This is a genomic window from Paenibacillus sp. Y280 (assembly GCF_056786335.1).
Window position 1 is genome coordinate 58478 of the sequence record NZ_JBXCIW010000011.1, and the last position, 26413, is coordinate 84890.

At 45.4% G+C, this 26413-nt stretch carries 22 protein-coding genes; 13 read left to right on the top strand and 9 right to left on the bottom strand.

Annotation, left to right across the window (positions count from 1 at the left end; translation table 11 throughout):
- Window positions 1–397: 397 nt before the first annotated feature.
- The 3 genes from AC1TPC_RS15685 to AC1TPC_RS15695 are packed head-to-tail and all read right to left on the bottom strand — an operon-like array spanning window position 398 to window position 4084.
- Window positions 398–2314, bottom strand: coding sequence for a hypothetical protein (locus AC1TPC_RS15685; RefSeq protein ID WP_482067761.1), 1917 nt, complete (start codon window positions 2312–2314; stop codon window positions 398–400).
- Window positions 2302–2838: a hypothetical protein gene (locus AC1TPC_RS15690; RefSeq protein WP_482067762.1), complete on the bottom strand. Its 537-nt coding sequence runs from the start codon at window positions 2836–2838 to the stop codon at window positions 2302–2304. The genes AC1TPC_RS15685 and AC1TPC_RS15690 overlap by 13 nt, the downstream gene beginning before the upstream one ends.
- Entirely contained in the window at window positions 2819–4084 is a 1266-nt protein-coding gene (locus AC1TPC_RS15695; protein ID WP_482067763.1) for a hypothetical protein, read from the bottom strand. Before AC1TPC_RS15695 ends, AC1TPC_RS15690 begins: the two co-directional genes overlap by 20 nt.
- A gap of 137 nt (window positions 4085–4221) precedes the next feature.
- Between AC1TPC_RS15695 and AC1TPC_RS15700 the strand changes: the two genes are divergently transcribed.
- Window positions 4222–4977: a hypothetical protein gene (locus AC1TPC_RS15700; protein WP_482067764.1), complete on the top strand. Its 756-nt coding sequence runs from the start codon at window positions 4222–4224 to the stop codon at window positions 4975–4977.
- Window positions 4978–5457: 480 nt separating this feature from the next.
- Entirely contained in the window at window positions 5458–5592 is a 135-nt protein-coding gene (locus tag AC1TPC_RS15705) for a hypothetical protein (RefSeq protein WP_482067765.1), read from the top strand.
- Window positions 5593–5828: 236 nt separating this feature from the next.
- On the opposite strand, the gene AC1TPC_RS15710 is transcribed toward AC1TPC_RS15705, so the two are convergent.
- The 4 genes from AC1TPC_RS15710 to AC1TPC_RS15725 form a co-directional block, all read right to left on the bottom strand.
- Window positions 5829–8105, bottom strand: coding sequence for a preprotein translocase subunit SecA (locus AC1TPC_RS15710; protein WP_482067766.1), 2277 nt, complete (start codon window positions 8103–8105; stop codon window positions 5829–5831).
- A gap of 128 nt (window positions 8106–8233) precedes the next feature.
- Window positions 8234–8944 carry an ABC transporter permease gene (locus AC1TPC_RS15715; protein WP_482067767.1) on the bottom strand — a complete coding sequence of 237 codons (711 nt, stop codon included), beginning with the start codon at window positions 8942–8944 and terminating at the stop codon, window positions 8234–8236.
- Window positions 8941–9786, bottom strand: a complete 846-nt coding sequence (locus AC1TPC_RS15720) for an ABC transporter ATP-binding protein (RefSeq protein ID WP_482067768.1) — start codon at window positions 9784–9786, stop codon at window positions 8941–8943. Before AC1TPC_RS15720 ends, AC1TPC_RS15715 begins: the two co-directional genes overlap by 4 nt.
- Window positions 9787–9924: 138 nt before the next feature.
- On the bottom strand, window positions 9925–10860 hold the full coding sequence (locus AC1TPC_RS15725) for a LytTR family DNA-binding domain-containing protein (RefSeq protein ID WP_482067769.1): 936 nt from the start codon (window positions 10858–10860) through the stop codon (window positions 9925–9927).
- 124 nt (window positions 10861–10984) lie between these two features.
- On the opposite strand from AC1TPC_RS15725, the gene AC1TPC_RS15730 reads away from it, so the two are divergent.
- The 7 genes from AC1TPC_RS15730 (at window position 10985) to AC1TPC_RS15760 (ending at window position 18045) form a co-directional block, all read left to right on the top strand.
- Window positions 10985–11263 (top strand): hypothetical protein, encoded by a 279-nt coding sequence (locus tag AC1TPC_RS15730; RefSeq protein ID WP_482067770.1) that lies wholly within the window; start codon window positions 10985–10987, stop codon window positions 11261–11263.
- Entirely contained in the window at window positions 11253–12179 is a 927-nt protein-coding gene (locus AC1TPC_RS15735; protein WP_482067771.1) for a hypothetical protein, read from the top strand. Before AC1TPC_RS15730 ends, AC1TPC_RS15735 begins: the two co-directional genes overlap by 11 nt.
- A gap of 89 nt (window positions 12180–12268) precedes the next feature.
- Window positions 12269–12634, top strand: coding sequence for a BlaI/MecI/CopY family transcriptional regulator (locus tag AC1TPC_RS15740; RefSeq protein WP_482067772.1), 366 nt, complete (start codon window positions 12269–12271; stop codon window positions 12632–12634).
- A gap of 4 nt (window positions 12635–12638) precedes the next feature.
- On the top strand, window positions 12639–14594 hold the full coding sequence (locus tag AC1TPC_RS15745; RefSeq protein ID WP_482067773.1) for a M56 family metallopeptidase: 1956 nt from the start codon (window positions 12639–12641) through the stop codon (window positions 14592–14594).
- A 369-nt stretch (window positions 14595–14963) separates the two neighbouring features.
- Window positions 14964–15923 carry an ABC transporter substrate-binding protein gene (locus tag AC1TPC_RS15750; RefSeq protein WP_482067774.1) on the top strand — a complete coding sequence of 320 codons (960 nt, stop codon included), beginning with the start codon at window positions 14964–14966 and terminating at the stop codon, window positions 15921–15923.
- A 110-nt stretch (window positions 15924–16033) separates the two neighbouring features.
- Window positions 16034–17038, top strand: a complete 1005-nt coding sequence (locus AC1TPC_RS15755) for a FecCD family ABC transporter permease (protein WP_482067775.1) — start codon at window positions 16034–16036, stop codon at window positions 17036–17038.
- Window positions 17038–18045 carry a FecCD family ABC transporter permease gene (locus AC1TPC_RS15760; protein WP_482067870.1) on the top strand — a complete coding sequence of 336 codons (1008 nt, stop codon included), beginning with the start codon at window positions 17038–17040 and terminating at the stop codon, window positions 18043–18045. Before AC1TPC_RS15755 ends, AC1TPC_RS15760 begins: the two co-directional genes overlap by 1 nt.
- Before the next feature lie 312 nt (window positions 18046–18357).
- Here AC1TPC_RS15760 and AC1TPC_RS15765 read toward each other — a convergent pair whose 3' ends face one another.
- Complete coding sequence (locus AC1TPC_RS15765) at window positions 18358–20094, bottom strand: ABC transporter ATP-binding protein (protein WP_482067776.1); 1737 nt, start codon at window positions 20092–20094, stop codon at window positions 18358–18360.
- 209 nt (window positions 20095–20303) lie between these two features.
- Between AC1TPC_RS15765 and AC1TPC_RS15770 the strand changes: the two genes are divergently transcribed.
- The 4 genes from AC1TPC_RS15770 to AC1TPC_RS15785 all read left to right on the top strand — a co-directional run bounded on the left by AC1TPC_RS15770 (window position 20304) and on the right by AC1TPC_RS15785 (window position 25786).
- Window positions 20304–21746, top strand: coding sequence for an ABC transporter permease (locus tag AC1TPC_RS15770; RefSeq protein ID WP_482067777.1), 1443 nt, complete (start codon window positions 20304–20306; stop codon window positions 21744–21746).
- 14 nt (window positions 21747–21760) lie between these two features.
- Window positions 21761–23269, top strand: coding sequence for an ABC transporter permease (locus tag AC1TPC_RS15775; protein WP_482067778.1), 1509 nt, complete (start codon window positions 21761–21763; stop codon window positions 23267–23269).
- Between the two features lie 124 nt (window positions 23270–23393).
- Window positions 23394–25226 (top strand): ABC transporter substrate-binding protein, encoded by a 1833-nt coding sequence (locus AC1TPC_RS15780; RefSeq protein ID WP_482067779.1) that lies wholly within the window; start codon window positions 23394–23396, stop codon window positions 25224–25226.
- A gap of 104 nt (window positions 25227–25330) precedes the next feature.
- Complete coding sequence (locus AC1TPC_RS15785) at window positions 25331–25786, top strand: hypothetical protein (protein WP_482067780.1); 456 nt, start codon at window positions 25331–25333, stop codon at window positions 25784–25786.
- A 162-nt stretch (window positions 25787–25948) separates the two neighbouring features.
- Here the strand turns inward: AC1TPC_RS15785 and AC1TPC_RS15790 are convergent, their stop codons facing one another.
- Complete coding sequence (locus tag AC1TPC_RS15790; protein WP_482067781.1) at window positions 25949–26272, bottom strand: 2Fe-2S iron-sulfur cluster-binding protein; 324 nt, start codon at window positions 26270–26272, stop codon at window positions 25949–25951.
- Window positions 26273–26413 lie beyond the last annotated feature (141 nt).

A 26413-nucleotide genomic window follows, 5' to 3' on the forward strand; every position in this document is an offset into this window, starting at 1 on the left:
ATCGTCTTAAGGTGTGTAAAAAGATTGGGGTGAAAAGTATCATACGTAATACTACTTATGTTACAACGGTATCATTTCAATATAATCTTTTCAGGGACAAGAAGCAGTAGAAAGCAATCACGAAGTTGAGATATGGGTGAGAGGTATTTATAACACGTTGGTGTATTAAGAGAATAAAAACATTGTGATTCAGGTAGAGGAAGGATATCCTCTTGTGTATGCTTGATTTGAATAATGGAAACAGTGCTTAGTGATTATCTTTTAAAAATTATTGTGTTGATTGAAAGACGCAACAACAGTACTTGAACTGTGACTCATAAGAGGGTTATTTTTTTCAAATTGTCCTTCTTGTGTGTCACAGTTCATTGATGGATTTATAGGCGTATCGTTTTAATTGTTATTTTTTGATTTTCAATAACCGATTATCATACGTCAAAGTATCGAAAACAAATTCCTTGTACTCTTTTGGATACTTTCCAATACCGGTCGTTAATATGACTTGGAAATCCAAATGGTCATTTGTCCCGTCATCTGTAGGAGTTGGTGTGAGGGAGGAAATAACCTTCTCTAAATTTTCATTATCAATTCCCAGATTTTCAGGAGTATCGATAAGTAAAAATCTTGGGAACGGCATTTTTTTATTTGCAATCGACATTTTAAGTAACGTCAAGAAATACATGAATCGTTTAGGGACATTTGAACTCGCCTGTTTATATTCTCCGTCATTTATGATAGGTAGGTAATCATTATCGGTAATTTCAGCCCTTGTGATATCTGATGAAGAATCGATTAGTAATTTATTGTAGATGGTGTTAAAGCTTCGTATGGATTCTTTGACCGTTTTCTTTAATTGTCGCTCCATACCTTCTACTTTTTCTTTTAACTTATCGTATTTGCCGGATTTTCCTTTCCAATCACTTACTAGCGTTGCGTATTTTGAAGAAACTACAAGCTGTTGTTCGTATTGCTTTATCTTGCTTTGAATTTCAAGAATAGAATCATTAACCCTTGTCATTTCAACGTCATTTGTATATATCTTGATTTCATTTTCAATGGTTTGAAGTTGCGTTTCAAGTTTCAAGGAACGTTCTTCAAGCGCTCTTAATTCTTCTTCAACAGATGTTTTTTCTCTTTCACACGAAGAAATAGCTATTTTAATCGTATCAAGTGACTTATTTTTCGAGTTCAAGATATCGGTATATTCGTCAGACGTATAGAAAAATCGTTCATACTGATAATTATCTAATTCAGCTCCACAAATACATTCGTTTTTCTGTCTATCAACATTTCGAAGACAACAAGGACAAGTGTTTGGCTGAAATAGGTTGAGTTTATTATGGGCAGCAATGATTTTTGTGATTTGAGTCACTTCTAGTATCGTATCCTCTTGCAATCGGTGAAGGTTCTTACGCTCAACAATAAGCTTTCTACGCTTCGCGATCCATCTGCTGCGTTCGCTTTCTATATCGAAGAGTTGCCTTCTGATATTTTTAATGTCTTGATGCAATTTTGTAGAGTCGTAGCTACCAGATTTTAATCCTTCTTTGTACGATAATATCTTATCCAATTGGTATCGATTCTCTTCAAGTTGGGTTTGATTTAATTCCTTGTTCAGGAGGATTTCAAAACCCATTTGCACAACAATATTTTCATAATTATCAACTACAGTTTTTGCAGCATCCCTTTCACGTTCAAGCTTATATAGCTCGCCAAGGTCATGATAATATTCTGAGAATTGATAACCGGTTAAGAGTTCAAATATCACCTTCCGAATATACAAGGAGTCTGCGATAAAGTTCCCGTCATTTCGATGTTCCTTATATATCCTTCTTGGCAATGACTCCTGGTCATAATGAATAAGTCGGAATAAGTCTGATATACTAATTTTGAATTTCTTTGAGCCTTGATAAATTTCTACAACTTCAATACCCAACTTAGACAGAAGCCAGTCAGAAAAGATGGTTTTACCTTCTCGTCTATATATCGGAAGTACTTCAACATTTCCATTGGTGTCTTCAACAATGATGCTATTGTTTCTAAAAAACCGTTTCACTTTGAAGAGCTGACCGCTTAACCATATCTCCAAGAGTACGTAATTGTTCGTATCTTCCATAATTTCTTTGTGAGTTGAAGATTCTTTGGGGTCGAATTGATATGAGTATATGCCTAACCCAAAACAAATCAGCTCACTGAACGTGGACTTGCCAGTTCCATTCTTGCCTTCAAGAATATTGATGCCCACTTTTAGTTCGGGCGAAGTGTAGTGGTATTTATCGCCAGAATAAATGACTCGTTTAAATGCTATACCTCCCATATGGTAACTCCTTTGGACTTAAAGAATTTATCTAAGAGCTTTTCGTTTCTTAGTATCCTTATTTTTGGTTCAATGGATTTCAATTGTAATGCGTTCTGGGCTTCATATAGAAATAAGGATTGATTATCATTTTCTGATAACCAATTTGATACGAGCCAAACGTCAATGCAATTCCGCTTTTCGTTCTTTTGTAATTGGACGATACCTTGTCGCTCTAATGCGAATAGAATGGCATATATCCACTTCACTCGTAAGCGGTTCTTGATATAAACCTCACTAAGGACATTGCGCTCGTCAAGATTGGGGATTTCTCCGGTTTGATATCGTACCAGGATATCCAACAAGTCCCCATCAGAAATAAAAGGTCCGATATAAGCTAGTTTTGTGATGTCTTGAAACCTGTTGGTTTCTTGGCAAAAGCCGAGTGTCTGCAAGAACACTAAGATGTTATATGAGATAAAGTTAAAATCATCGTCTTTACTGAACATGATTCGTTTTTTTATATTATCCGTTTGCGGTTCCATTTTTCTCACCTTCGTCAAATGCTAAGTAGCATAAATCAATTAAATACAATACCGTGTTCTTTAAACTCTCCCTGTTCGTCAATCCATATTGATAATCTTTACTTCGTTCAATAAACGTACCGTTTGTATGTGTAACCAGTTCTTCAATCCACTCATCAATGATTTCAGAGGTAATCGGTTCATTTGTGTTCTTTCGAACGATTTTCTTAATGATTTCCTTGCAAGCCATATAAACTCGATATTTATAGGTACTGCTTTCTTCTGTCGTTAATTCTTCCAACTCGCTTGCCGCTTCACACGATCTTCTTGCAAGGATTTCTACATCATCTGGGTCGTAATCTGCGCATATTGATTCTATTTTTCCAGGTAATCCACGCTTGTCAACAGGTGAAGGTATTTTCCCCCACAACTGATGAACGGGGTCCCGTTTCTTCTTTACATATCTTATTGCTTTCAGATAAGCATTTTCTACTTCGGCTTTTTGTAATAGTCGAGCAAGAAAATCGGTATGATCTTGTCTTTTATCCAGTTCATCTACAAGTAAAGCAAGAATACTTTGCTCGTTCCCACTTATATCCGAAGAGGGGAAAGGGTTGCACGTTTGGATTTTTGTAAGTAGAATTTTCTCCAAATCCATATGATTTTCTCTCTCGAATTGCCAATCAATTCGATTTAAGAAGTCTTTCCACATCTTGTCTGACCATTTTTTGATAGATTCTAAATAACCGGTGTTCCCTGTCTTTTTAAAATGCTTTTTGTAAGCTTGTTCATAATACTCAAGGATGACTTTTTTAATGTATGGCAGTAATGTAGAGTCGCTAAAATCATTCTCTTTTAGTTGCTTCAGAATAGCCTTTTTAGGAAGTGTATTATGTGGGGTTCCTGGCAGAGTCTTCTCTTTTCCGTACTTGGCGTTTGTGTAAAAGCAAAAAAGAATACTGTCACTCATACGGTTTTCCATCCAACAGTCAATCAGAATAATAATGGAATTTTTAACTTCTTCGGAATGAAGGGTAAATGAACTATCGGGATTGTAGTTCTTGTCTCCCTCAATAGTGATGTTACTTGTCCCGTCTGTTTTAATTTTCTTAAGATAAACATCATCGTATAATTCCGTAGCGGCATAAATAGCGACATTTTTGGAATCAGACATATTTTCCAATATGTGATAAATAGCGCGGAGTTTTTGTAGTCTAGAACCTTTATTTTTATCGCCAGCTTCGCGATTGATAATTGGGATAATCAAAATGAGGTCATCCTTTTCCGAAAAGTTTATTCAACTTATTTCTACATAATTCGATTGCAATATAGTAATTTCCTGCATTTGGTCTATTATTGTATATTATTAGATAAAAAATGTTTGAAATAGAATGGGGTGGCTCAGTGGACAATATAATTGGGACGATAATCTTTCTTTTGCCAGGATTAATGTTATACATTTGGGTACAGTATTTTGGTGTTAATCCAGTTGTGAAGCATACACCAGCTGAATTCACAGCGATAACAATACTTTTGTGGTTTCCTGTATCGACCACAAGTATTTTTGTGCTGAATTGGTTAGTTATCTATAACGAATTCTATCCTTTTTCAGATATCATAGCTACATTTAAAAAGATATGGACATTAAGACAATTACAAGATGCATCAGACAGCATTAGTTATTTGATAGCATATATGGCAGCTAGTACGATAATCAGTTTTCTTATCGGCTATGTTTGGTGCAGGTGGATGCATTTTCAGGTCTTTGGGAGGCTCGTTAATAAAGTTCGTTCTAGTCGCGGCCTAGCAAAATTGTCGAAAAATACTTCGGTATGGGACGAAATTTTTTTAATGAACGAAGTGCAAATTGTTGAGGTAGGCAGAATTGATAAAAAGGAAGGACCAGTTATTTATGGATGTATTGAAAAAGCGTCCCGACCTTTTGAGCCCGAACGCCACCTGTATATTAAACATTTATCTGATTTGAATGCTGAATTTATTGAGGATAATAAGATTCCGATTGAAGGTCAATTTTATGATATGAAATCTGGGTCGTATGTCAAAATCTTTAATGTTGAAATTGCTGTGGAGGCTCTAAAAAGGCATTGGGGGACTGAAGCAGAAGAGATATTTCCCCCACGTGGTAAAAAGAAAAAGTAATTACTTTTTTGGAGGTGGCGGTGAAATTGTAGGCTTATCAACAGACCGCTCTTCGCCGTATGGCCTACTTGTTTTATTTGGATTCATTGGTTATTTCCTCTTAACAGGTGGAGTAACAATTGGTTTATCCACCGATTCCGTTACTTTAATAGGTTTCTTACTTTGCGACATATTAGCCCCTCACTTTTTTAACAATATGTGTAATCATCTATTACTAGATTTTACTATGAGATTGTTGAAGGGGCAAGAGAACAAAAATTCTAACTTATGTTTTAGTATTAAGATGTTAGATAATGAGGTGGTCTAACGCGGATTCAACGTCCATGTTATGTAAACATTTTCAGGGAATCCCGGATTGGGTGTGGGTCGCGTGCCACTCTTTGGGCTTTCACACATCGTTTAGCGCCATGAATGCAAACAAAGAAGGCCGAAAGTTCCCGTTCTTGAAGCGGTTGCCAGCCTTTATGGGTGGGGTGCTACATGGAATCGATCAAGCCAAGTCAACAACTCAACAGCCAAAAGTATTCATTCAACATGGAGTCAACAAAATGGAGATTTAAGGTGATTACGGCGGAAGTCAACCGTTTGCGTGTTGCTGTTGCCGTGGGCATATGAAGTGCTCCTCTCAAAATGGATGCAAAAAAGCCGCCAAAGCTTTGGCGGCGAGATCAGTTTAGTATTCTGATTTAATATTAAGAAATCCAAGCGGACAAGGTAGCAGATAAATAGCTTTGTTAAAATTAGTCAAGTGTTGTAATCGTCGAGTGGGTATTCAGATATTGTCGAGAAGTAGCCATTATTTCGTACAGCAAATGGGCGACAGCGATCACCATTTAAAAAGCTACGCTGCATCAAAATTCTGATAGTTTGAATATCGGCCTCAAAATCTTGCGAATCCCAAAAGCAAATACAGTCATTGCGGACCATGAGCCGCGCTTATTCTGGAGGTATTGATCGTTGATTATATAAGTTCGAGTGGAAGTAGGGCTCTTCAGACCGAACTCTTCCCACTTCGCCGGATCATTCGAACCTCCGAGCCTTACAAGCATATTCGCTGACTCGCTATTTATTTTAGCTGGAATTTGCTCGTATGCTTGGGTGATTTGTGCATGAAATTCGTCGATCGGATTGCCGCTGACAAGGCTCTCCAAGTGGATGCCTTCGCGAATGTAAGAAACGTATGCAAGATGGTCAGCCCAGAACTCGTCGATATAAAAAAGCCGTACCCGCTGCTCCGAAGGGCTCATCGGCTTCTCGCCTTTCAAAATTCCGAGTCTATCCGCGTATAAAATTCGCCTCTGATCCTCCACCATATCCGAATAACTGTTCAGTTCCTGGCGGATATGGAAGTTTTGGCCCATAATAACGCGCTGAATATGCGTAATTTTGCTGCGGAGCACCGACTCTTCGAGAGCCTCATCCTGTCTAGGAGCGCGAATCGCTTTATTGATGCCGAACTGAAGCATCAACTCGTCCTCCAAGCTTACGAAAAATACGGAAGCGCCCGGGTCACCTTGGCGGCCAGAACGCCCGCGCAGCTGGTCGTCGATCCGAACGCTTTCGTTTACATGTGTACCAATCACATACAACCCACCCAGCTTGGCGACAGCTTCTGCTTGCGCGAGGTCACCGCCGCCGAGCCGAATGTCGACGCCGCGTCCCGCCATATTCGTAGACACCGTCACGGCGCCGATTTCGCCCGCTTTGGCGATGATCTCTGCTTCTTTTGCGTCGTTCTTCGCATTCAGAACATGGCAAGGTACGCCGGCAACCTCTAGCTCCTCCGCCAGCGTGTATGACTCCTCGACGCTTGACGTACCGACGAGAATCGGACGTCCCGTTGTATGGACGGACAAGATTTCTTGTACAAGCGCCTTAAGTTTGGCTTCTTTATGGGTATAAATCCGGTGCGGATGGTCGATCCGTATTTTTGGCCGGTTCGGCGGAATTTGCACGACCTGCAGCGCATAAATATCTTCGAATTCCATTGCGGAAACGTGCGCGGTGGCCGTCATTCCGCAAATCTTCGGATACAGACTAATGAAGTGTTGAAGGGTGATCATCCCGAGAATTTTCCCGCCAGCTTTCGACTGCAGTCCTTCTTTGGCCGCAAGCGCGGCTTGCAGCCCGTCCGGCAAATACCTGTTCTCCGCCACGCGTCCGGTATATTCTTCGATCAGCTCGATTTTACCGTCCCGGACGATGTAATCAACGTCTTTTTTTAATAACGATTCCACATGCAGCGCGCAATTCAATGACGTTAACAAATGACTGTTATGGCTATCGTACAGATTGCCGCATCCCAGCAGTGTCTCCGCTTTCGCTGAGCCTGCTTCATTCAAGTACACGTTCCGCTGGAACTCATCGAAGTCGTAATGCTCTGCTTGCTCAAGCTGCCGAGCCACTTCTGCGAAACGAATGCGATCGTCGCTGGAAGAGCCCGACTCGTCGGTGATGACTAGCGGCACCCGCGCTTCGTCGAGAAGCAGTGAATCCGCTTCGTCGACGATGACGTAGTGGAAAGGACGATGCACGGTATCGGCTTCGTTTAGTGCGATCGTGTCGCGCAAATAATCGAATCCCGCCTCTTTAGCCGTAACATAAGTTATATCCTTGGCGTACGCTTCCCGTTTCTCAAACAGGCTCAAACCCGCTTGAACCGAGTTTACTGTTAACCCAAGGAAACGATAGATCGGGCCCATCCACTCCGCATCTCGATTTGCCAAATAATCGTTAAAAGTCAGCACATGAACGCCTTCGCCGGTCAGCGCATTTAGATAAGCAGGCATAACAGCAGAGAGTGTTTTTCCTTCACCGGTATGCTGCTCGATCACAACTCTCTCGTGCAGAGCGATGGCAGCCATGATCTGGACATCGTAAGGCTGTAATCCGAGCTTTCTCTTCGCTGCCTCGCAGACTAACGCATAAGCATCGACAAGCAGCTCATCCAAAGGCGTACCCGATTTTGCTTCTTTTTGCAGCCGGAGGGATTCCGCTTGAAGCTGCCCATCGTCCCATGCTTCCAAATTCCGTTTCCTGATGAGCTCCACTTTGTCCTGATAGACTTTCAGCTTATTCTGGGTATCGCGGTCTTTGAATTTTTGCATCAACTTGACGGCTAAATTCATCGGAATTGGTCCCTCCTCGGTAGAAATACGCGATTCTATAGTGGCTAGAGTATAATCAAACTCTATAAAAATAGCAAGATTTGGAATAAAAGACGAAGTAGGTGCAGCCGTTCTTTTGTAATTTTTTCCTACTCATCCTTTAACCGTCGTCGATACAAAACAACAGACACAATGGTTAATACAACCGTCCATACAAAAGTAATGAGGAGGGGTTTTAATAAATCTCCTGTCGTAAAGCCTGAATTGCTTATATCTAGCAAATGCATAAGCTGACTGCTTGGCATGTAATCCAGCACTTTGAAGACCGGATAATCCTTCACCAGTAACGCTCCCCAAGGTGCCCCCATGAATACGAACGCCACAGGAAGTATAGATAATGATGCTTCAAGCAACGTCTTGGAGAATAAACCACATATCGTCCCGGCTGCTGTATAGAGAATAATCGAAAGAATGATTGTTGGCACAAACGCCCATATACTAGCTGGCACATAGCCAAATATAAACGTAGCAATAGTCAGAACAACAGCAGACATTACAAAGACTAAAGAACTTTTACCGATTAGGACATCCATGGCCGTGGCCGGAGTCATCATTAACGACCGTAAAGTGTTACGCTCCTTTTCTTCCGCAATCAAACATGCTTGTGCGAAACATGTTAGTATTACAAACGAAGTATTAAAAAGAAAACCGCTGGCTCCAGGCAAAGACGAACCTGCCTCCCGAAAAAGAAGTGCGAGAATAATTGGGAAAATCAACATAATGGAGACCGCATAATTGCGTGAAAACTCTTTATAATCCTTCACAAATATCGCCCGGACACGATTTAATGAGATACTCATAGTAACTCACTTCCTGTCATTTTAATAAAGATATCACCCAGACTTGGCTCTTTCGTTTCTATTCGATCAATGAACCCTCGTTTCATCCAATCAGCTATTTGATCAGCTGTTTCCTCACAGATCGGGAGCTCGTATGCTTCCCCATTAATTAAGTCAACACAAACTACGTTTTCCCGATGCTGTTTTTTTAGTTCCCTTGGTGAGCCGATTGTTTGAATTTGTCCTTGATACAGAATCGCTACACGGTTACATATCAATTCTGCCTCAGCCATATCATGTGTAGTTAAAAAAATCGTTGTTCCATTCTCATTTAAATAGCGTAATCCTTTATAAATATGTGCTGAGTTTACTGGATCTAAAGCCGAAGTAGGTTCATCTAAAAATAATAATTCTGGCTCATGGATAATCGCGCATGCCAACATGACACGCTGACGCATCCCTCTCGATAAGAGAATGACTTTCTTTTTGCGCTCTCCGCTTAAATTTACAAACTGCAGCACCTTATCGATCGAAGATCTAGGAAGATCATATAACTTGCGATACAGCTCCAGATTCTCTTCAATTGATAATCTCTCATATAGACCACTGTTATCCGTCAAAATGCCAAAGCGCATCTTCTGTTCAGACTGCTGCATCATCTCCGCTGGCTGGTTGAATACACTTGCCTGTCCACTTGTCGGATTTAACTGCGCCGTTAAAATCTTGATTAATGTTGTTTTTCCTGAACCACTTGGACCCAGGAAACCAAAAATTTCACCTTTCGGAATTGAAAAAGACACATCTGCTAACGCATCCTTATTTCCAAATCTCTTTCGAATACGTTCTACTTGTATAACATCCACAAATACCACTTCCTTAGAATTGATGACTTAAATATATATAGATTACATGCTTGCAGCCATCAAAACCCGCCGAAATGTAGCTGTTATCGCCTGAATGGTATCATCAAATGCTTGATTGGTTCAGCATTACTCCGGAAATTAAATGTTAAGGAGTGCTTTTAATTCATGCAATTTTGAACGAGATAACGGAACCACGGCATCTTTATCTGTATTTAATCGCAAGCTGTAGCTATTCTTCGTCCATGTAATAATCTCTCTAACTTTTTGCAGATTAACGATGTATGATCGATGGCACCTATAAAACCCGAAATTTAACAATCTCTTCTCGAGCTCGGTTAGCGTCAAAGCACAGTCATAATTTTGTCCACCCACATGAACAAGGACCGAACCATTTATACTTTCTATAAAATCGATTTCAGGAGGATTAAATAAAATCACTTTATCATTTCTTTTAGTAGAAATCTTCTGCAGGGTTATATTGGCTCGATCTTGTTCCTGCACTTCCTGCTTATTCTCTTCTGAGTCCCGAATATCCAATTGATGAAATCCGAACTCGTTCAATCGATAAATTTCATCACAGGAAATAAGGGCATCCTCTAAATTCGAAGTTAAAATTAAAATCTGTTTTTCTTTCGAAAGGTCATCTAAAATCCGTTTAAATTGACGACGATCTTGCTCTTCCAAGTAAAAATAGGGTTCCTCCAGTACAAGAGTAGGCTGATGCGCAAAAAAGACACGCAGCAATGTCACATACATCCTTTTCGATGAGCTGAGATCCTTGATTCTTACCTTCCGTTCTTCTTTTAAATCGAAATAATCCATTAACGAAGCGACACGGTCATTCCTCTCCGTTACTTTGATTAGAAAAGCGATGAGCTCTTCCACCGTTAAACGCATATACTCGTTTTGTTGAGCTCGAAATATATAATAGTGGGAATGCTCCACTAATTGATTCATTAAAAACTGCTTTCGCTTCAAGTCCGTTATAATGCCAATCGATTGGTTCGATGTCATATTTAATTCGATCTCCGGTAGAAATAATTTCCCATCATAATACACTGGTTGAAATTGCATGCCGTCCTCCTGGTCAGTGCCGCTATAGGATATATTATACAATTATAATGTTGGGATACTTTTTTGTCAGTTTCTATTGAAAAATATAACGGCATGTCTTCGTTTTGGTCCAGCAGTACAGGTTATGATTGAGTCGTTTGGTGAATATAAGGATGGTATTTCAATTTCAAAAGGAAATAGTAAAGACATGTCCTCTTTTTTTATCCAGCCCAATAATACTAGTTTGTTTTTTATTGTAGTACCAGGAGTTCAGCACGACATCAAGAGCGAGGAAGTTAGACAAGTCTTGCGTGTAACTTTTACAGATATGCTAGGAATAGTTTATATACAAGAATACGATTTCATGTTCAGATTTAATGGACATAAGGTGGTAGATTCACGGGGAACCCTGCATGTTTATTAAAGCGGTGGCGCTTCAACCTTTTGCCGATATTTCTGCGTATACGGAGGGTTTCGAGATCGTCTCGGTGCAAATTGGTTCAGATGGCTGTATGTATGTCTTGCTCATTAACCAAATCCCAGTGCGGGAACGAGGCATGTTCGTCCCAACGGTTCTTAAGAAAACGTATACCTACAAGGTATTACTCGTAGACGAAAATTATATTGATGAAGTGGTGATTGGGGATCAGCATTTCAATTATCATTTTGTCCAGCCGCTTCATAAACATCTACTGTTAGTCGGAGCGCGCTGTTCTTATTATGGTGTAGGCAAGTATGATCTGAACGCTAAAGTATGTGACTTTAAAGGAAATACGATTCGAGAATTTCTGCTTGGAGATGGTATTCAGAGTGTGCAGGTGACTGAGAAATGGACCATCTGGACCAGTTACTTCGACGAAGGCGTGTTCGGAAACAATGGTTGGGGTAAGCCGATCGGCACGCAGGGCCTTCTGGCTTGGGATGAGCATGGCAACAAATTATATGAAGATCAAGTGTCGGATATTGCCGATTGTTATGCGTTGAATGCAGTTAATGAAGAGGAGGTTTGGTTTTATTATTATACGGACTTTTTGCTGGGCTGCATTTCAGGCGGACTCGCGCAGCCCAATGTCACCTTTATGAATCCTGAGATTTCTGGCTCTTCGGGGTTTTGTACAGATGGATATCACTTTTTGTTTGAGGGCGGTTACGGAAAAAGCGGAACCTATATTCTCAAGAAAAATGAAAAACCGGGGAGCTTGTCCGCAGGGCACAGTATCCGTTTTCTGAATGAAAAAGCCGATCCGCTTGTACCGCTAACACAAGATTTTCGAGAGAATCGTGTGCTGTTCAGTGAAGGCAATTTGTTGTACCTGGTGTCGGTTGAAGAATTGCTTTAACCTTGCTCTCCTATTTTCATTGACTGTTCAGGTTTATAGTTATAAACTCGTTATATTGGTTTATAGCTCTAAACCAGATAGGGGAGGTTATGATGAGCAACTTGAAGCTATGTGAAAGTGATTATCGCTTTATGCTTGTCGTGTGGGAGAGTGAGCCGGTGGCGTCGGGAAGGCTGGTAACTCTATGTTCAGAAAAACTTGGCTGGAAAAAGCCCACCACCTATACTGTGCTTCGGAAAATGTGTGAAAAAGGACTTCTAAAAAATGAGGATACAATTGTAAGCTCCATTATCCCAAAGGAGCAGATACAGGCTTATGAGAGTGAACATTTTATCGAGCGGACCTTCGAGGGCTCGCTGCCCCAGTTTCTTGTATCTTTTTTTGGCAATAAAGCACTCTCCAATAAGGAAGCTGATGAGCTAAAGCGCCTGATTGACGAACATAAGGAGGGGTGAGTATATGGAAACGTTGTTTCTAAAAATACTCAATATGACCCTCACAGCAACTTATGTGATCGTCGCCGTGCTTCTCATCCGTCTGCTGCTGAAACGAGCTCCGAAGAAATATTCCTATTTGTTGTGGGCTATTGTTCTGTTCCGCCTTGTATGTCCAGTGTCCATTTCTTCGGAGTTCAGTATCTTTAATGCTCCACCCTTTGATATGACCGCAGCACAAAAGAGCGGCGAAGCGGCGCTGAGCTATGTCCCTGCGGATATCGGCTATATGAACAATCCGGGGATGACGGTGGGCATACCGACCATGAACGTCATGATTAGCGACAGCCTGCCTCGGGCTACCCCGGCTGCTAGCGCGAATCCTCTGCAAATATGGATTCAGATCGGTACAATCTTGTGGTGTTCAGGCGTCGCTGCATTGCTTATTTACGGCATCGTGTCCTACTTATGCTTGAAACGTCGCATGGTCACAGCAGTCCGTCTGGATAACCATATTTTTGAGTCCGACAGCATTCGATCACCGTTTATTCTTGGTTTTATCAAGCCGCGAATTTATATCCCCTTTGGGCTTCGGGAGCAGGAACGCGTCTACATCCTGAAGCATGAGGCCTATCATTTAAAAAGAAAAGATCACTTAATCAAGCCGCTCGCCTTCGTAGTTCTTGCCTTTCACTGGTTTAATCCACTTGCGTGGCTTGCCTTCGCATTGATGGCAAAAGACATGGAGATGAGCTGCGATGAAAAGGTGCTGTCGGAGGCCGGTTCGGGCATCGTGAAGGAATATTGCACGTCTTTGCTCTCCTTTGCGGCAAACCGCCGCTTTCCATCAGCAAGCCCGCTGGCCTTCGGAGAGACGGGCATCCGGGAGCGCGTAAAAAATATCCTTCGGTTTAGAGCGCCGAAAAAACGGGTGATTGCCTTCTCTGCCGCTGCCTGTATACTAACTGTTGCCGTCTGTGCCACGAATCCAATCGTGAATGGGGTATTGGAAGAGGCTGGAGAGCCGTACGGCAGCTATCGCTTTGAGGATCAGGTGTATATGAATCTACTGAGCTCGTTTAGGGCCTTTGAAGGATTTAAGGAGTACTACACATTTACCGAAAACTCGCTTATCATAACCGACGAAGCCGGCAATCAACAGAAAATGGCGGCTGTCTATGAACGGAAAGCTTTAGATGAGCAGAGTTTTAAAGAAAGCTTTATGATGCCTAGCATGAATGTTCCTGATATTTCCGGATATAAGGAACGCTATCAGTACGTACTTAATCATTCGGCCGTTGATCCTGGTTATCGTCTTTATCTGCTGGACAATGAGGTATGGCTCGCGAAAATGCACAAGGATAACGTCAATACCCTAAAGAGCGAATATATTTGGAGTATTTATAAAATTTCGAAGCTTGATGAGGGAATGCTTGAAAATGCTGCTATCGTGGGAACTCAAGACGGTGTCGATGCTTTTCTAGCTTTGCATAAGGATTTCAAATCAGTCTATGAATCAGACAAGTGCTATAACATCACACCGGAATCTATTAAAGAAAACTCTGATTATACAATTTTCAAATATGACAAATCCTCCGCATCATATTTGCTATTTGAGGGAGAGGTATATCCGCTCGGTGAGTGGTTCGGCGGCCTTGGCGTAACTAGCATGGCTCTAGCCGATATGGACAGTGACGGGAAATCGGAATTGTATTTTACATATTCATGGGGCTCCGGCCTTCATCGTTCTCATGTGGCTTATTTTAGTCCGGCAGCCAAAGAAATTATAACTTTACCATACACACATTTTAATGAGGATATGATCCTCGTGGATAATCATGACGGCAGTCTGTCCCTATATGCGGCGGTCATCTCAAACATGGCGGACTTTGCTAATTTTTCCACGGAGAGAACCGATTATATATCGGATATTGTTTATGCAAATGGACAGATCTTATTAAATGCTGAAACTAATGAATGAACTGGAAGCAAATAGGAAGAGCGACTGAGGAAATAGTGATTATTCAATTAACGTTACTTTGGCATTCTGCTGCTGCATATATCCTAAAAACAAACCTGTCACTGAAATTTGTGGCAGGTTTGTATTCGTCACACCCTCATAGATGAAGGCGAACACAAGGCTTCGCTTGATCTGAACTGAACGCTTCGCGGGCAACTGGTTGCTGGATGCGCTAGATGTACTCAAAGTACGGGGGAGGGGAGGGGGAGCTCTATAGCGGAACGTCTTCAAGAAAATACATCGATTTATTTCGTTGACAGCATGCTTATAGATAGATATAATAATTTTCGAGTGAAATTGAGAATCAATATCAATAAAAGGGGTTTGAGAATGAATAAAAAATTTCTTCTGTCCATCTTTCTTATGTTGTCTGTTATTTTCGTCAGCGCTTGCGGAAACAATGCCTCGACCAATGAAGCATCGTCTCCAAGCGCCAGCCCGGGAGCGAGCGAACCGGCAGCCACTGAGCCTGCAGCCAATACAGGCACGATTACGTATCAATCCGAGCTCGGTCCAGTAGAAGTGCCGGCAAGTCCGAAGCGTATTGTTGCTCTAACGAACGCGCCGAACGTCCTTTCGCTAGACGGAATGCTCGTCGGTGTAGATGAGTGGACGAACAAGAATCCGCTCTTCACAGAGAAGCTGTCTGGGGTAGAAGTTATATCCGAAGACAATCTCGAGAAGATTGTCGAGGTAGAACCGGATCTAATCATCACCGATGCAAACAGCAAAAATATTGATAAGCTGAAGGAGATCGCGCCTACTGTCGCCTATACGTGGGGCAAGCTGGACTACTTGGCGCAGCAGCTCGAAATCGGCAAGCTGCTGAATAAAGAGCAGGAAGCAAAAGCTTGGATTGATGATTTCACACAACGCGCTGAAGCAATCGGCCAAGAAATCAAAGCGAAGATCGGCGAGAACGCGACAGTATCGGTCTTCGAAACCGACTCCAAAAACTTCTACGTGTTCGGCAACAACTGGGCGCGCGGAACCGAGCTGCTGTTTCAGGCAATGGGTCTGAACATGCCGGAGAAAGTCAAAACGGACGCTCTCGGACCAGGCTACTATACGCTCTCCACTGAAGTTCTCAGCGACTATGCCGGCGATTATCTCGTTCTCAGCAGAAGCGCAACGGGAGACAATTCCTTCATGGAGTCGGATACTTGGAAGAAAATCCCCGCTGTCCAAAACAATCATGTCATCGAGATTGACACGGAAGCTGCTACTTACAGCGACCCGACGACACTCGAATATTTGCTAAATATCTTCAAAGAGGGTTTCCTGCAATAATCATTCACGTAACGCATGGGCAGGTAGAGAAGGCCGAGATACCTCAGTGAAAATAGAGGCTATCTCGGTCTTCTTCTTGCCCGTTACGACCTTGAAGGAGGAGGTGCAACATGCTTGTCAGTCGGCATCCCAAGTCTTTTGCTATCAAATTCGTAGTCAGCTTGGCAGCGCTCGGGGTCATGTTCTCGCTCGCTATGCTGCTCGGCGCGAAGGATGTTTCCTTGCGCGAGCTTTGGTTTGTCTTTACTAACCAAGGCGGGGACGATAAAATCGCGATGCTCCGGGAAATCCGTTACCCGAGGGAAGTGGCGGCCGTGCTTGTCGGCGCTGCACTTGCGGTAGCTGGCGCAATCATGCAAGGTTTGACGCGCAATCCGCTAGCCGACCCCGGGCTTCTCGGACTAACCGCGGGAGCGAAAGCGGCGCTCTCTCTCGCGGTTGCTTTGTTGCCAGCGATGGATTATTACGGCATCATGCTCGTCTGCTTCGTCGGAGCTGCGCTTGGCATGTTTCTCGTAATCGGCATCGGAGCGGTAAAGAAAGGCGGCTTGTCTCCGTTTCGGATCGTGCTGGCCGGCTCGGCGGTGTCTGCATTTCTGTATGCCATATCGGATGGAATCGGTCTCTTGTTCAAAACGTCCAAAGACGTGACGATGTGGACAGCGGGTGGGCTGATCGGCACGACGTGGGGGCAGATTCAAGCGATTAGCCCCATCATCGTCGGTTCCCTTCTTGTTGCTATGGTTTTGTCTAAGCAGCTCACGATTTTAAGCTTGAACGAAGAAGCCGCCGTCGGCTTGGGGCTTCGAACGGCATACGTGAAGGCTATATTTTACATTCTAATTATATTGCTGGCCGGTGCGGCCGTCGCGCTCGTTGGAAACATGGCATTCATTGGGTTGATGATTCCTCACATGGTAAGAGCACTGTTTGGGACCGATTATCGCGCGCTCATTCCGATGTCGGCCATTTGGGGAGCGACTTTCATGCTAATGGCGGATACTCTTGGCCGAACGCTCAATGCGCCGTTCGAGACGCCGGTCGTGGCAATTATGGCGGTGCTCGGACTCCCGTTCTTCTTATTCGTCGTGCGTAAAGGAGTGAAGTCGCTATGATGTTGAAGAACGCGAAGGTGCAAAAGCAAGTTGTCGTCTTCATTGCCATGCTGCTGCTCATAGCCGTGACGATCGTTGTTGGAATAAGCATCGGCTCCGGTTCGGTTTCCTTCGAACGGTTATTCCAGGCGCTGCTTGGACATGGCACGACTAAGGAAAATCTCGTGTTGTTCTCTATCCGTATGCCGCGTATTGCCGTGACGTTGTTGGCTGGCATGGCGCTGGCTCTGTCGGGGGCAATCCTACAAGGTATTACGCGGAACGACTTGGCCGATCCCGGCATCATCGGCATTAACGCGGGAGCCGGCGTGGCGATTTCGGCATTTTTTCTTTATTTTCCACTCGATCCACAGACGTTCGCTTATGTGCTTCCGCTTGTCGCGTTCGGAGGAGCGCTGGCGACGGCCGCTTTAATCTACTTGTTCTCTTATTCCAGAACAACAGGGCTGCAGCCTGTTAAGCTCGTACTCGTCGGAATAGGCTTCGCGCTGGCATTGTCCGGCTTGATGATTGTCCTGATCTCCTCGGCCGATTACAGGAAGGTCGATTTTATTGCGAAATGGTTGGCGGGCAACATTTGGGGAGCGGATTGGCCATTCGTATGGTCGCTGCTGCCGTGGCTTGCGATCCTGCTTCCTTACACGCTATACAAGTCGAACGCCCTTAACCTGCTGGCAATGGACGATGTGGTTGCCGTGGGGGCGGGCGTCTCCATCAACCGGGACCGGCTGTTGTTGCTCGGGAGTGCCGTTGCACTTGCCGCTGCGGCGGTATCCGTCACGGGGGGAATTGCATTCGTAGGCCTGATGGCTCCCCATATCGCCAAGGCGATCGTAGGGCGCCGCCACCAATATTTCGTCCCTCTCGCTGTCCTGATGGGAGGTTGGCTGCTACTGTTCGCCGATACCGTTGGGCGTAATCTCGTCGATCCGGCAGGCATTCCAGCTGGCATTATGGTCGCGATCATAGGAGGACCTTACTTCCTGTATCTTCTGCTGAAGAAGTAATCGCGGTGATGCTTTATTTGGGGATGGTATCATTGGGCGATTTAGAAGTGCTCTGGGTCAATTGCAAAGTTAGTTGCCAGCTGGAGTGATTGGAGTTCTGATGAGGGGAATCCGGTTGCGGTGGGGGAAGAGTGCGAGCCGAAAGGTGTATTGCAGTATGCAAGATTTGAATACATCGCATCTGGTTACTAGCCTTGGGTGAGAGTAATGGTGGTTGTAGCTTCATAGCCCACCTATATAAAACCGAGACCCGCAAGATGGAGTACATCTTGCGGGTCTCGGTTCTTTTTTGCTCTAAATAGAATTGCCTGCTTAGCCGGTTGCAACGGCTACCCAGTGCCCCTTTCTCACTTCCACGAATTCGGAGTGTTCGAGACCATAGGGATCAGCTTTGGAAGCTTCCTCATGGGGCACTAGCTTCTTCTGCGATTCAACCTTGGGATCGGGTACCGGAATGGCTGCCAGCAACGACTTCGTATAGGCATGGATCGGGTTGGCGTAAAGCTCCTCGCTTTCGGCCAGCTCGACGATCTTCCCTTTGTACATCACCGCGACGCGGTCGCTAATATGCTTCACCATAGATAGATCATGGGCGATGAACAGGTACGTCAGGCCGAGCCTTTGCTGGAGCTCCTCCAGCAGCTTCACGATCTGGGCTTGAATCGACACGTCGAGGGCGGACAACGGCTCGTCGCATACGATAAATTCCGGCTCCACGGCCAGCGTTCGCGCAATGCCAATCCGCTGTCGCTGTCCGCCGGAAAATTCATGCGGGTACCGCATGGCATGAGACGGGTCTAGCCCAACCATCTCCAGCAGCTCCTCGACACGCCTCTGACGCTCCCGCTTGGTGGTCGTTATTTCATGCACGTCAAGCGCCTCGCCAATAATATCAATGATGCGGAGTCTTGGATTCAGGGATGCGTACGGGTCTTGGAAGATGATACCCATATGCCGTCTTATCGTCTTCATCTCCGAGCGGGTTAATTGCTGGAGCGGAATGCCTTTGAAGAGCACCTCGCCGCCCGTCGCTTCATTTAAGCGGAGAATCGAGCGGCCGGTCGTCGTCTTGCCGCTGCCCGATTCACCTACCACGCCAAGCGTCTCGCCTGCCTGTATATCGAAGCTGATATCATTAACCGCCTTAACAATCTGTCCTTTTCCCATGTCAAAATATTGCTTCAAGGCGCGAACCTGCAGCAGAGGCACACCTTCTTCCCGCTGAACGATAGCAGGCACGGTCTTCGGTTTTTTCTTCTCGTCGAGGCGCGGCAATGCGTTGAGAAGCTTAACGGTGTATGGATGCTGCGGATTTGCAAAAATTTGCTCCGTTGACCCCGTCTCGACGATTTCCCCGTCCTTCATCACGACGACGCGGTCGCACATGCCGGCCACGACACCGAGGTCATGCGTAATTAAAATGATGGAGGTACCGAGCTGCTTCTGAATATCCTTCATCTGGTTAAGAATCTGTGTTTGTATGGTAACGTCAAGTGACGTTGTCGGCTCGTCCGCAATAAGCAGCGATGGGCGGCACGCTAACGCAATAGCGATCATGACCCGCTGACGCATCCCGCCAGAGAATTCATGAGGATACTGATGATAGCGGGCTTCGCTGTTCGGAATGCCTACGAGCTTCAGCATCTCAATCGCTTCCGTCCGGGCTTGCTTCTTGTCCAGCTTTCGATGCTTGATCAAGCTTTCTTCAATTTGATTGCCGATTCGCATCGTCGGATTAAGGGAGGACATGGGATCTTGAAAGATCATCCCGATATCCCTTCCGCGTATGGCCTCCATTTCTTTGTCGGTTTTAAAGGCAAGGTTTTGGCCCTGAAAAAGCACCTCGCCGTTTTTCACCATGGAAGGAGGAGAGGGCAGGAGTCTCATAATCGTACGAGCGGTAACGCTTTTGCCGCTTCCGGATTCGCCTACGATTCCCAGTGTCTCGCCTTTACGGACTTCAAAGCTGACATGACGGACTGCTTCTATTTCTTTGTCACGTGTAAAAAAAGAAACAGATAAATCGTTAACTTGCAATAATATATCCATATATGCACCTGCAATTCTGTGGTTTTCCAATAATTTTAAATGAGTATAATGCTTGTTTTTACTTCATACTCCTTATATCATGTATAATGAAAAAAAGTAAGTGGACAATTTATAAGTTATTGACATATTCCAATACTTAAAATAAAATCTACTATATTGATCGGGATAATGCAATTTAAAATTACTAGAATGAAAGGAAGCGGACTAGCTTGAAAGGGCATGCAACTGCAACGGGTAATGGCTTTGTTGATCATATTGCCGCCATCTACCGCAAAATGTTACTACATCCGGCCTACAGTCTGCTCATATTGCTGCTAGGAGCACCCGTATCCGTAATCGTGTATGGCGTTCATCAATATCGTAAATCCAAGTACGGCTACAAAGCTATCGCCGAGGAGACGAGGAACAAGCTGCTTGCGACCGGGTACCGGGATAAGCTGGTGCTTGAGGCTAAGGAGCAGCTTATCCGCAAGCACCGTTTCTTCGGGCAAACCGTCAGCGCAGAGCAGACCGAGCTGGAAGCGAGTCGGATGGCTGAGATCAAATTCAATGAAACGTTCAGCCATGAGCTGGAGAAACGGCTTGCCGGCGAGAGCGGACTGAAGTTTTCGTTTGGCGATACATATCAAGCGTTAGCCTTGAATCCGGCCTTTTTTGCATTATCGATAATTATCGGTTTCCCTATGTATCTATTGATGGCAATCTACTCTATGCCTTACTTGAAATACGTTGCGGAACGATTGGTGATGGCTATATTCGTCATCTTCGGAGTTGCGTTTCTCGTTTTTACGATCCTATATATATCGCCGATGAATCCAGCGGCTAATCTATTAGGCGAGACAGCGACCGCCGAGCAAATCGCAGCGTTCAACCATCTGTACGGTCTGGATCAACCTTATCTTGTCCAGCTGTGGGACACGCTTAAAGGCATCCTTACTTTCGATCTTGGCAAGTCTTTCGCAGGCAACGAGAACGTGACCGCAGCTATCGCGAGTAAATTTCCGGTGACGCTGACGTTAACGGTTATCTCGACGCTGATCGCCGTTTTAATCGCTCTGCCAATCGGCATTGTTTCGGCTACGAGGCCTAATTCTTTTTTTGACTATAGCTTTATGTTCATTGCCTTGCTCGGATTATCGATCCCGAATTTTTGGCAGGCTCTTATTTTTATTTTGAATTTCTCGATTAAGCTGCCATGGCTGCCTGCAACGTATAACCCCGAAAACTGGCTGTCCGCGATTATGCCGATCGTCGTTCTCGGTACTGGTCTAACGGCTGCCGTAGCCCGCATGACACGTTCATCGACGCTGGAGGTCATCCATGAGGATTACATTACGACCGCCAGGGCCAAAGGGCTTGCCCGAAAGCATGTGATATGGAAGCATGCCGTAGGCAATGCGCTAATCCCGATTATCACGGTCATCGGCCTGCAGTTCGGCGGTATGCTCGGCGGAGCGGCGGTTACGGAGAAAGTTTTCAATATTAGCGGTATAGGCAGTTATATCGTGGACAAACAATTCATTCCTGACATTCCTAGCGTGATGGGCGGGGTCGTCTATACAGCCATTACCATTTCGATCGTGAACGTTATCGTCGATTTGCTGTATGCGTTTTTTGATCCTAGAATCCGTTCGAAAATGAAACAATACTAAAGCAGGTGCTACTCTTGACGAATTCTACTATCACCAAGCAAGAAGTCAGGTTCAGGCTGAAATCAAGCCAAGAATACGGCCAAGCGAGCTTCGCCGGCATCGTATCCCTGGCTCTGGCGCTTGTTCTTCTGCTAAACAGTTATGTTCCCGGCGACGGGTCATTTAAGCCAGCAGTACTCATCGTAAGCATTGCGTATTTCGCCTTCGCGCTGCTTGAGCTGGCGGTATGGGCGCACATTCGAAGAGATCTTATCCGGTTCGGCGCGATTAGACGTTCCACAAGGTTGCTAGGTTATGTGCTGCTGTTAAGCATTCTAACCGCGAACGTGTTCGTTGCAACTACTGCATTCCAGCTCATTAAGCAGAAAAAAAGCGCGGCCTACACGCTAGCCGTTTACTCGCTGCTTACGACCTTGCTCGTATTCGCGGTGTCTGCCCTCAACCTGTTCAAGCCCTATGTGGCTAACGGCTTCCTAATAGGCATGTTCCTGCTGATCGTTGCCGCGATCCTGCAGCTTGCAGCTTTGCTCCTGGTTGCCAAGTACGCGGAGAAAGCGGTTATGCCGCGCTGGATGGGATTAGTTGCCGGCATTCTTATTTTAACTTCGGTGTCCGGCAATTTGTTCGCTTTATTCCTTGGACTATTGCTGATTGCCAAGCTGCGGGATAAGGGCTATACATCCGGTTCCAAGCTGGGGGAGGTCGTGGAGCGGCTGTCGAGAAGCTCGACTTCCATGCTGGGACTGCTCTTCATCTTGTTCCTGCTCACGTTGTCCATAACCAGTTATCTGACCTTCGATTACGGGCTTGCGATCGAGAACAACTACAGCTTATTTCTTCAATCTCCTGAGCTGGCCTATCCGCTTGGAACGGATAACTTCGGAAGAGACCTGTTCTCGCGTATCGTCTTCGGAGCACGCATTTCATTGGCCGTCGGTCTGTTGTCAACGCTCATACCCGTCCTGATCGGGGGCGTGCTGGGAGCGGTCTCCGGCTATTACGGGCGGCACACGGACAACATCATTATGAGAATACTCGATATCCTCTATGCGATACCGGGCATTCTGCTTGCCATTGCCATTATTGCGGCATTCGGCGCAAGCACCGTCAATTTGATTTTGGCATTGAGCGTAGGCGCGATACCGACGTATGCCCGGACGATGAGAGCGAATGTCATGCTCGTATCCACTCTGGAATATGTACAGGCCGCCAGGGCGTTCGGCGCAAGCGACCGGACCATTTTGTTCAAGCATATCGTACCCAACTCCATCGCACCCATGATCGTAAAATCTACGCTGACGATTGGCACCGCGGTTATTTCTACCAGCAGCTTGAGCTATTTGGGGCTCGGAGTAGAGCCGCATATTCCAGAATGGGGCAACATTTTAAAGCTCGGAAGCGCCTATCTCGAGACGCATGCCTTTACGGCCGTTTATCCGGGACTTGCGATTATCGCGCTGGTGCTCTCGTTCAATTTCCTTGGCGACGGCTTGCGCGACGCGCTTGATCCGAAGCTGGATTAATGCTTCAATCCCTTTTTTTTAACCTCATTCATATTCCATCGACTTCTACGTTGCGAGACATGAACGGACGATAACTGAATGTGAGTTAACATACAAGATAACGATAACCCAGGAGGAGAATACCATGAAGAACAAAGGAAAATTCGCCGCTTTGTTGCTAATCAGCCTTTCGATTATGCTCAGCGGCTGCAAATTAACGACTAAAAACGACGTGGCGGAATCGCCATCGCCAACGCAAGGAACGGAAGCTGTCGTCGACAGCAATCCGGTGGACATAGAGCTGCTTGGCATGAGCTCCAACGAGGCTGACCTTAACATCGTTCGCGACCAGCTTGCAAAAAACGGATTTAACGTTAAATTGAATGTACAGGCCGATTACGGCAGCTTCAAATCGCAGCAGGACGCCGGCAATTATGACATCGCCTTGTCCAGCTGGACTACCGTTACCGGAAATCCCGACTACGCGGTTCGCTCGCTTTTCAAGACAGGCGGAGACTACAGCATCCTTGCCGATCCAGAGATCGATACTTTGATTGATGCCGCCGGTGCTCAAACGCCAGAAAAGTACACGGAAACTTACAAGCAATTCGATCAGAAGCTGGTCTTCGACAAAGCTTATATCGTGCCGCTGTACAACTCGCTTAAAGCACAGGCTTTGAACCAGGACGTACTGAACAAGGACTCCGTACGCATCTCGAAGTCCCGTTCCCTTCCGTGGGAAGACGTCGACTTTAAAGACACAGCGAAGCGCGGTAAGGATGCGCAAGTGCTTCAGTCGACTATGCCAACGCTGACGTCGCTTGATCCGATCAAAGGCAACGACGGCTCCATCAATATTATCAATACCAATATGTACGTTCGGTTAGTGAACCTGACAGATGATGATAAAATCACTTCGGAAGGCTCCTTGTCATACAATCATGCCATTGCCGAAGGCAATTCCGACTATTACTTCATCCTAAGAGACAATATCAATTTTGCCCAAATCAAAAACAAGCTAGCAGCAGATACAGGCGAACGCGTTGGTGCTGACGATGTCATCTTCTCGCTGAACCGCGCGAAGGACAAAAACTCCGTGCCTGACCACCGTACGTTCACTCTTCACGAGCATATCAAAAACGTGGAGCTGGTTACGGATGCCGCAGCACTGGAAGCCGTTAAGCTCTCCGGCGGCAGCGACAGCGTGAAATCCGCTCTTGAGCAAGGCCTTGGAACAAAAATATCCGAGCTCGTATCGGACAAGAAGCAAGCGAACAACAAAGAGGGCAAATACCAAGTCGTTAAGCTTACGACGACAGAGCCTTTCCCTCAAGTGCTGAACTATTTGGCTCACCAATCGGCAGGCATCGTGTCCAAGAAACAGGTAGAGAGCATCAATACGTACGACGTGGCTAAATTCGACGTGAACAAAGATATTCCTTACGGCGACCAAAACACGGTAACGGAAGGCAGCGCGTACAACAATACATTGTATACGAGCGGTCCTTACATCCTGTCCTCCAAAAACGATTACGAGGCGATCTTCCACAAAAACCCAGCTTATATGACTGGCACGGACCATGAGCCGAATATCGCCAATATTAAGATCCGCTTCATCAAAGACGCAGACAGCAGCTTGTCCGCGCTTCGCAGCAGCGAGATTCATATCTACTACGGCGTATCCGAGACAAAATTCGACGTCGTGAAGGGCGACAGCAAGCTGGGGCTTCAAACGGTACAGAGCAACGCTGTTTCTTACTTGCTGTTCAATACGAAAAGCCGCCCTGTCGCGGAAAGCGCCGACCTTAGGAAGGCCGTTCTCTACTCCATCAATCAGGACGAGATCTTGTCTTTCTACAACGGCAATAAATTCAAAGCTGTTTCCACGCTTAGCCCGCTTGTCGACACAGGCCTGGAGCTGAAAGCCGATCCGGCGAAAGTGAAAGAATTCCTAAACGCCTACAAAGCGAGCAAGTAATTTTTTAATAATGGCAAGAGACTGCCTCCGGTTATCGATGATGACCGGGGCAGTCTTTTGCATATCGAGCTGCTCACATGCGGAGCACAAAGGAGAGATCACGAATGGCTGACAGATTCAAGCCCGATACGAAATTATCGCAATGGGATGCCCTGATGTTGGAGTCGCTGAAGGGATACGACTGGTCCAATGATGAGCTCATTAGCAGAGTTCAGGCCGGCAATCTGCCTACGGATGAAAGCAAGTTCCATTTCGATTACGCCGCTTTAACCGCTTTGGCGAACGAGAACGCGGACACCTTCGCGCAAGCTGTGAAGAACGGCTACCAAATCAAGTACAACACGATCCGCGGCATTCACAGCTGGATACTCGTCGCGCTGAAGCAAGAAGCGGAGCTTATGCTGGAGCCGGACAACGAAACGGTCATCGCCTGCTTGTCTGAAGCTGAAGCGCAGCGTTTAGCTTCCGTCCTTTCATTCGGATGGGGCTTATCGCCTCACGAGGGGACACAAGACTCGGACGGAAGAGCCTCGTATAGGGTCGCGCCTACAAGAGCATAAAAGGCTGCACCGGTGGCTAGGGGAGAAGAGTAAAACCAAAAAAGTCGTATCTAGTAAAAACAGTGAGTTTAAATTCTCAAAAAAAAAACCAGATGCAGTATTTACTGCATCTGGTCCGTTTTTTTCTCCAATACCGTATATCGCTACAAAGAAGTGGATCGATCACTCTTGGGGACGAGTTCCAGGCTCCAAGCCTGTAGAAGTCGCTGTCTTGATAAGCCGGACCGTTACGTCACTATGTAGCCGAATTTGGCAAGATAGCCGGATAGCGGCGTCCTCGATTCCTTTGTTGCGGAGGACTGTCGCTTCTGCCTCTTCCATCTCTCCCGGATTCCCAGAAAGCACCTCTACGGCGCATGTCGTGCACTTAACATTGCCGCCGCATCTGTGCAGGATGTCGATCCCGCTATCCTCCAAAGCAAGCACGAGCTTCGTACCTTCAACTGCCTGAATCGCGTCTCTTCCTTCTACTTGAACCGTCGGCATTGGCTATTCCTCCTCGAATTGTTCATCCTCATATTTTCCTAGCCCGCTTATATTAAACCATTACTTTCGTGAATAAGTCCAATTCGATAGTCATTTTGTTAAAAAGAATCCTATAGTTGAAGTTTTCTTTGGACCAAATAA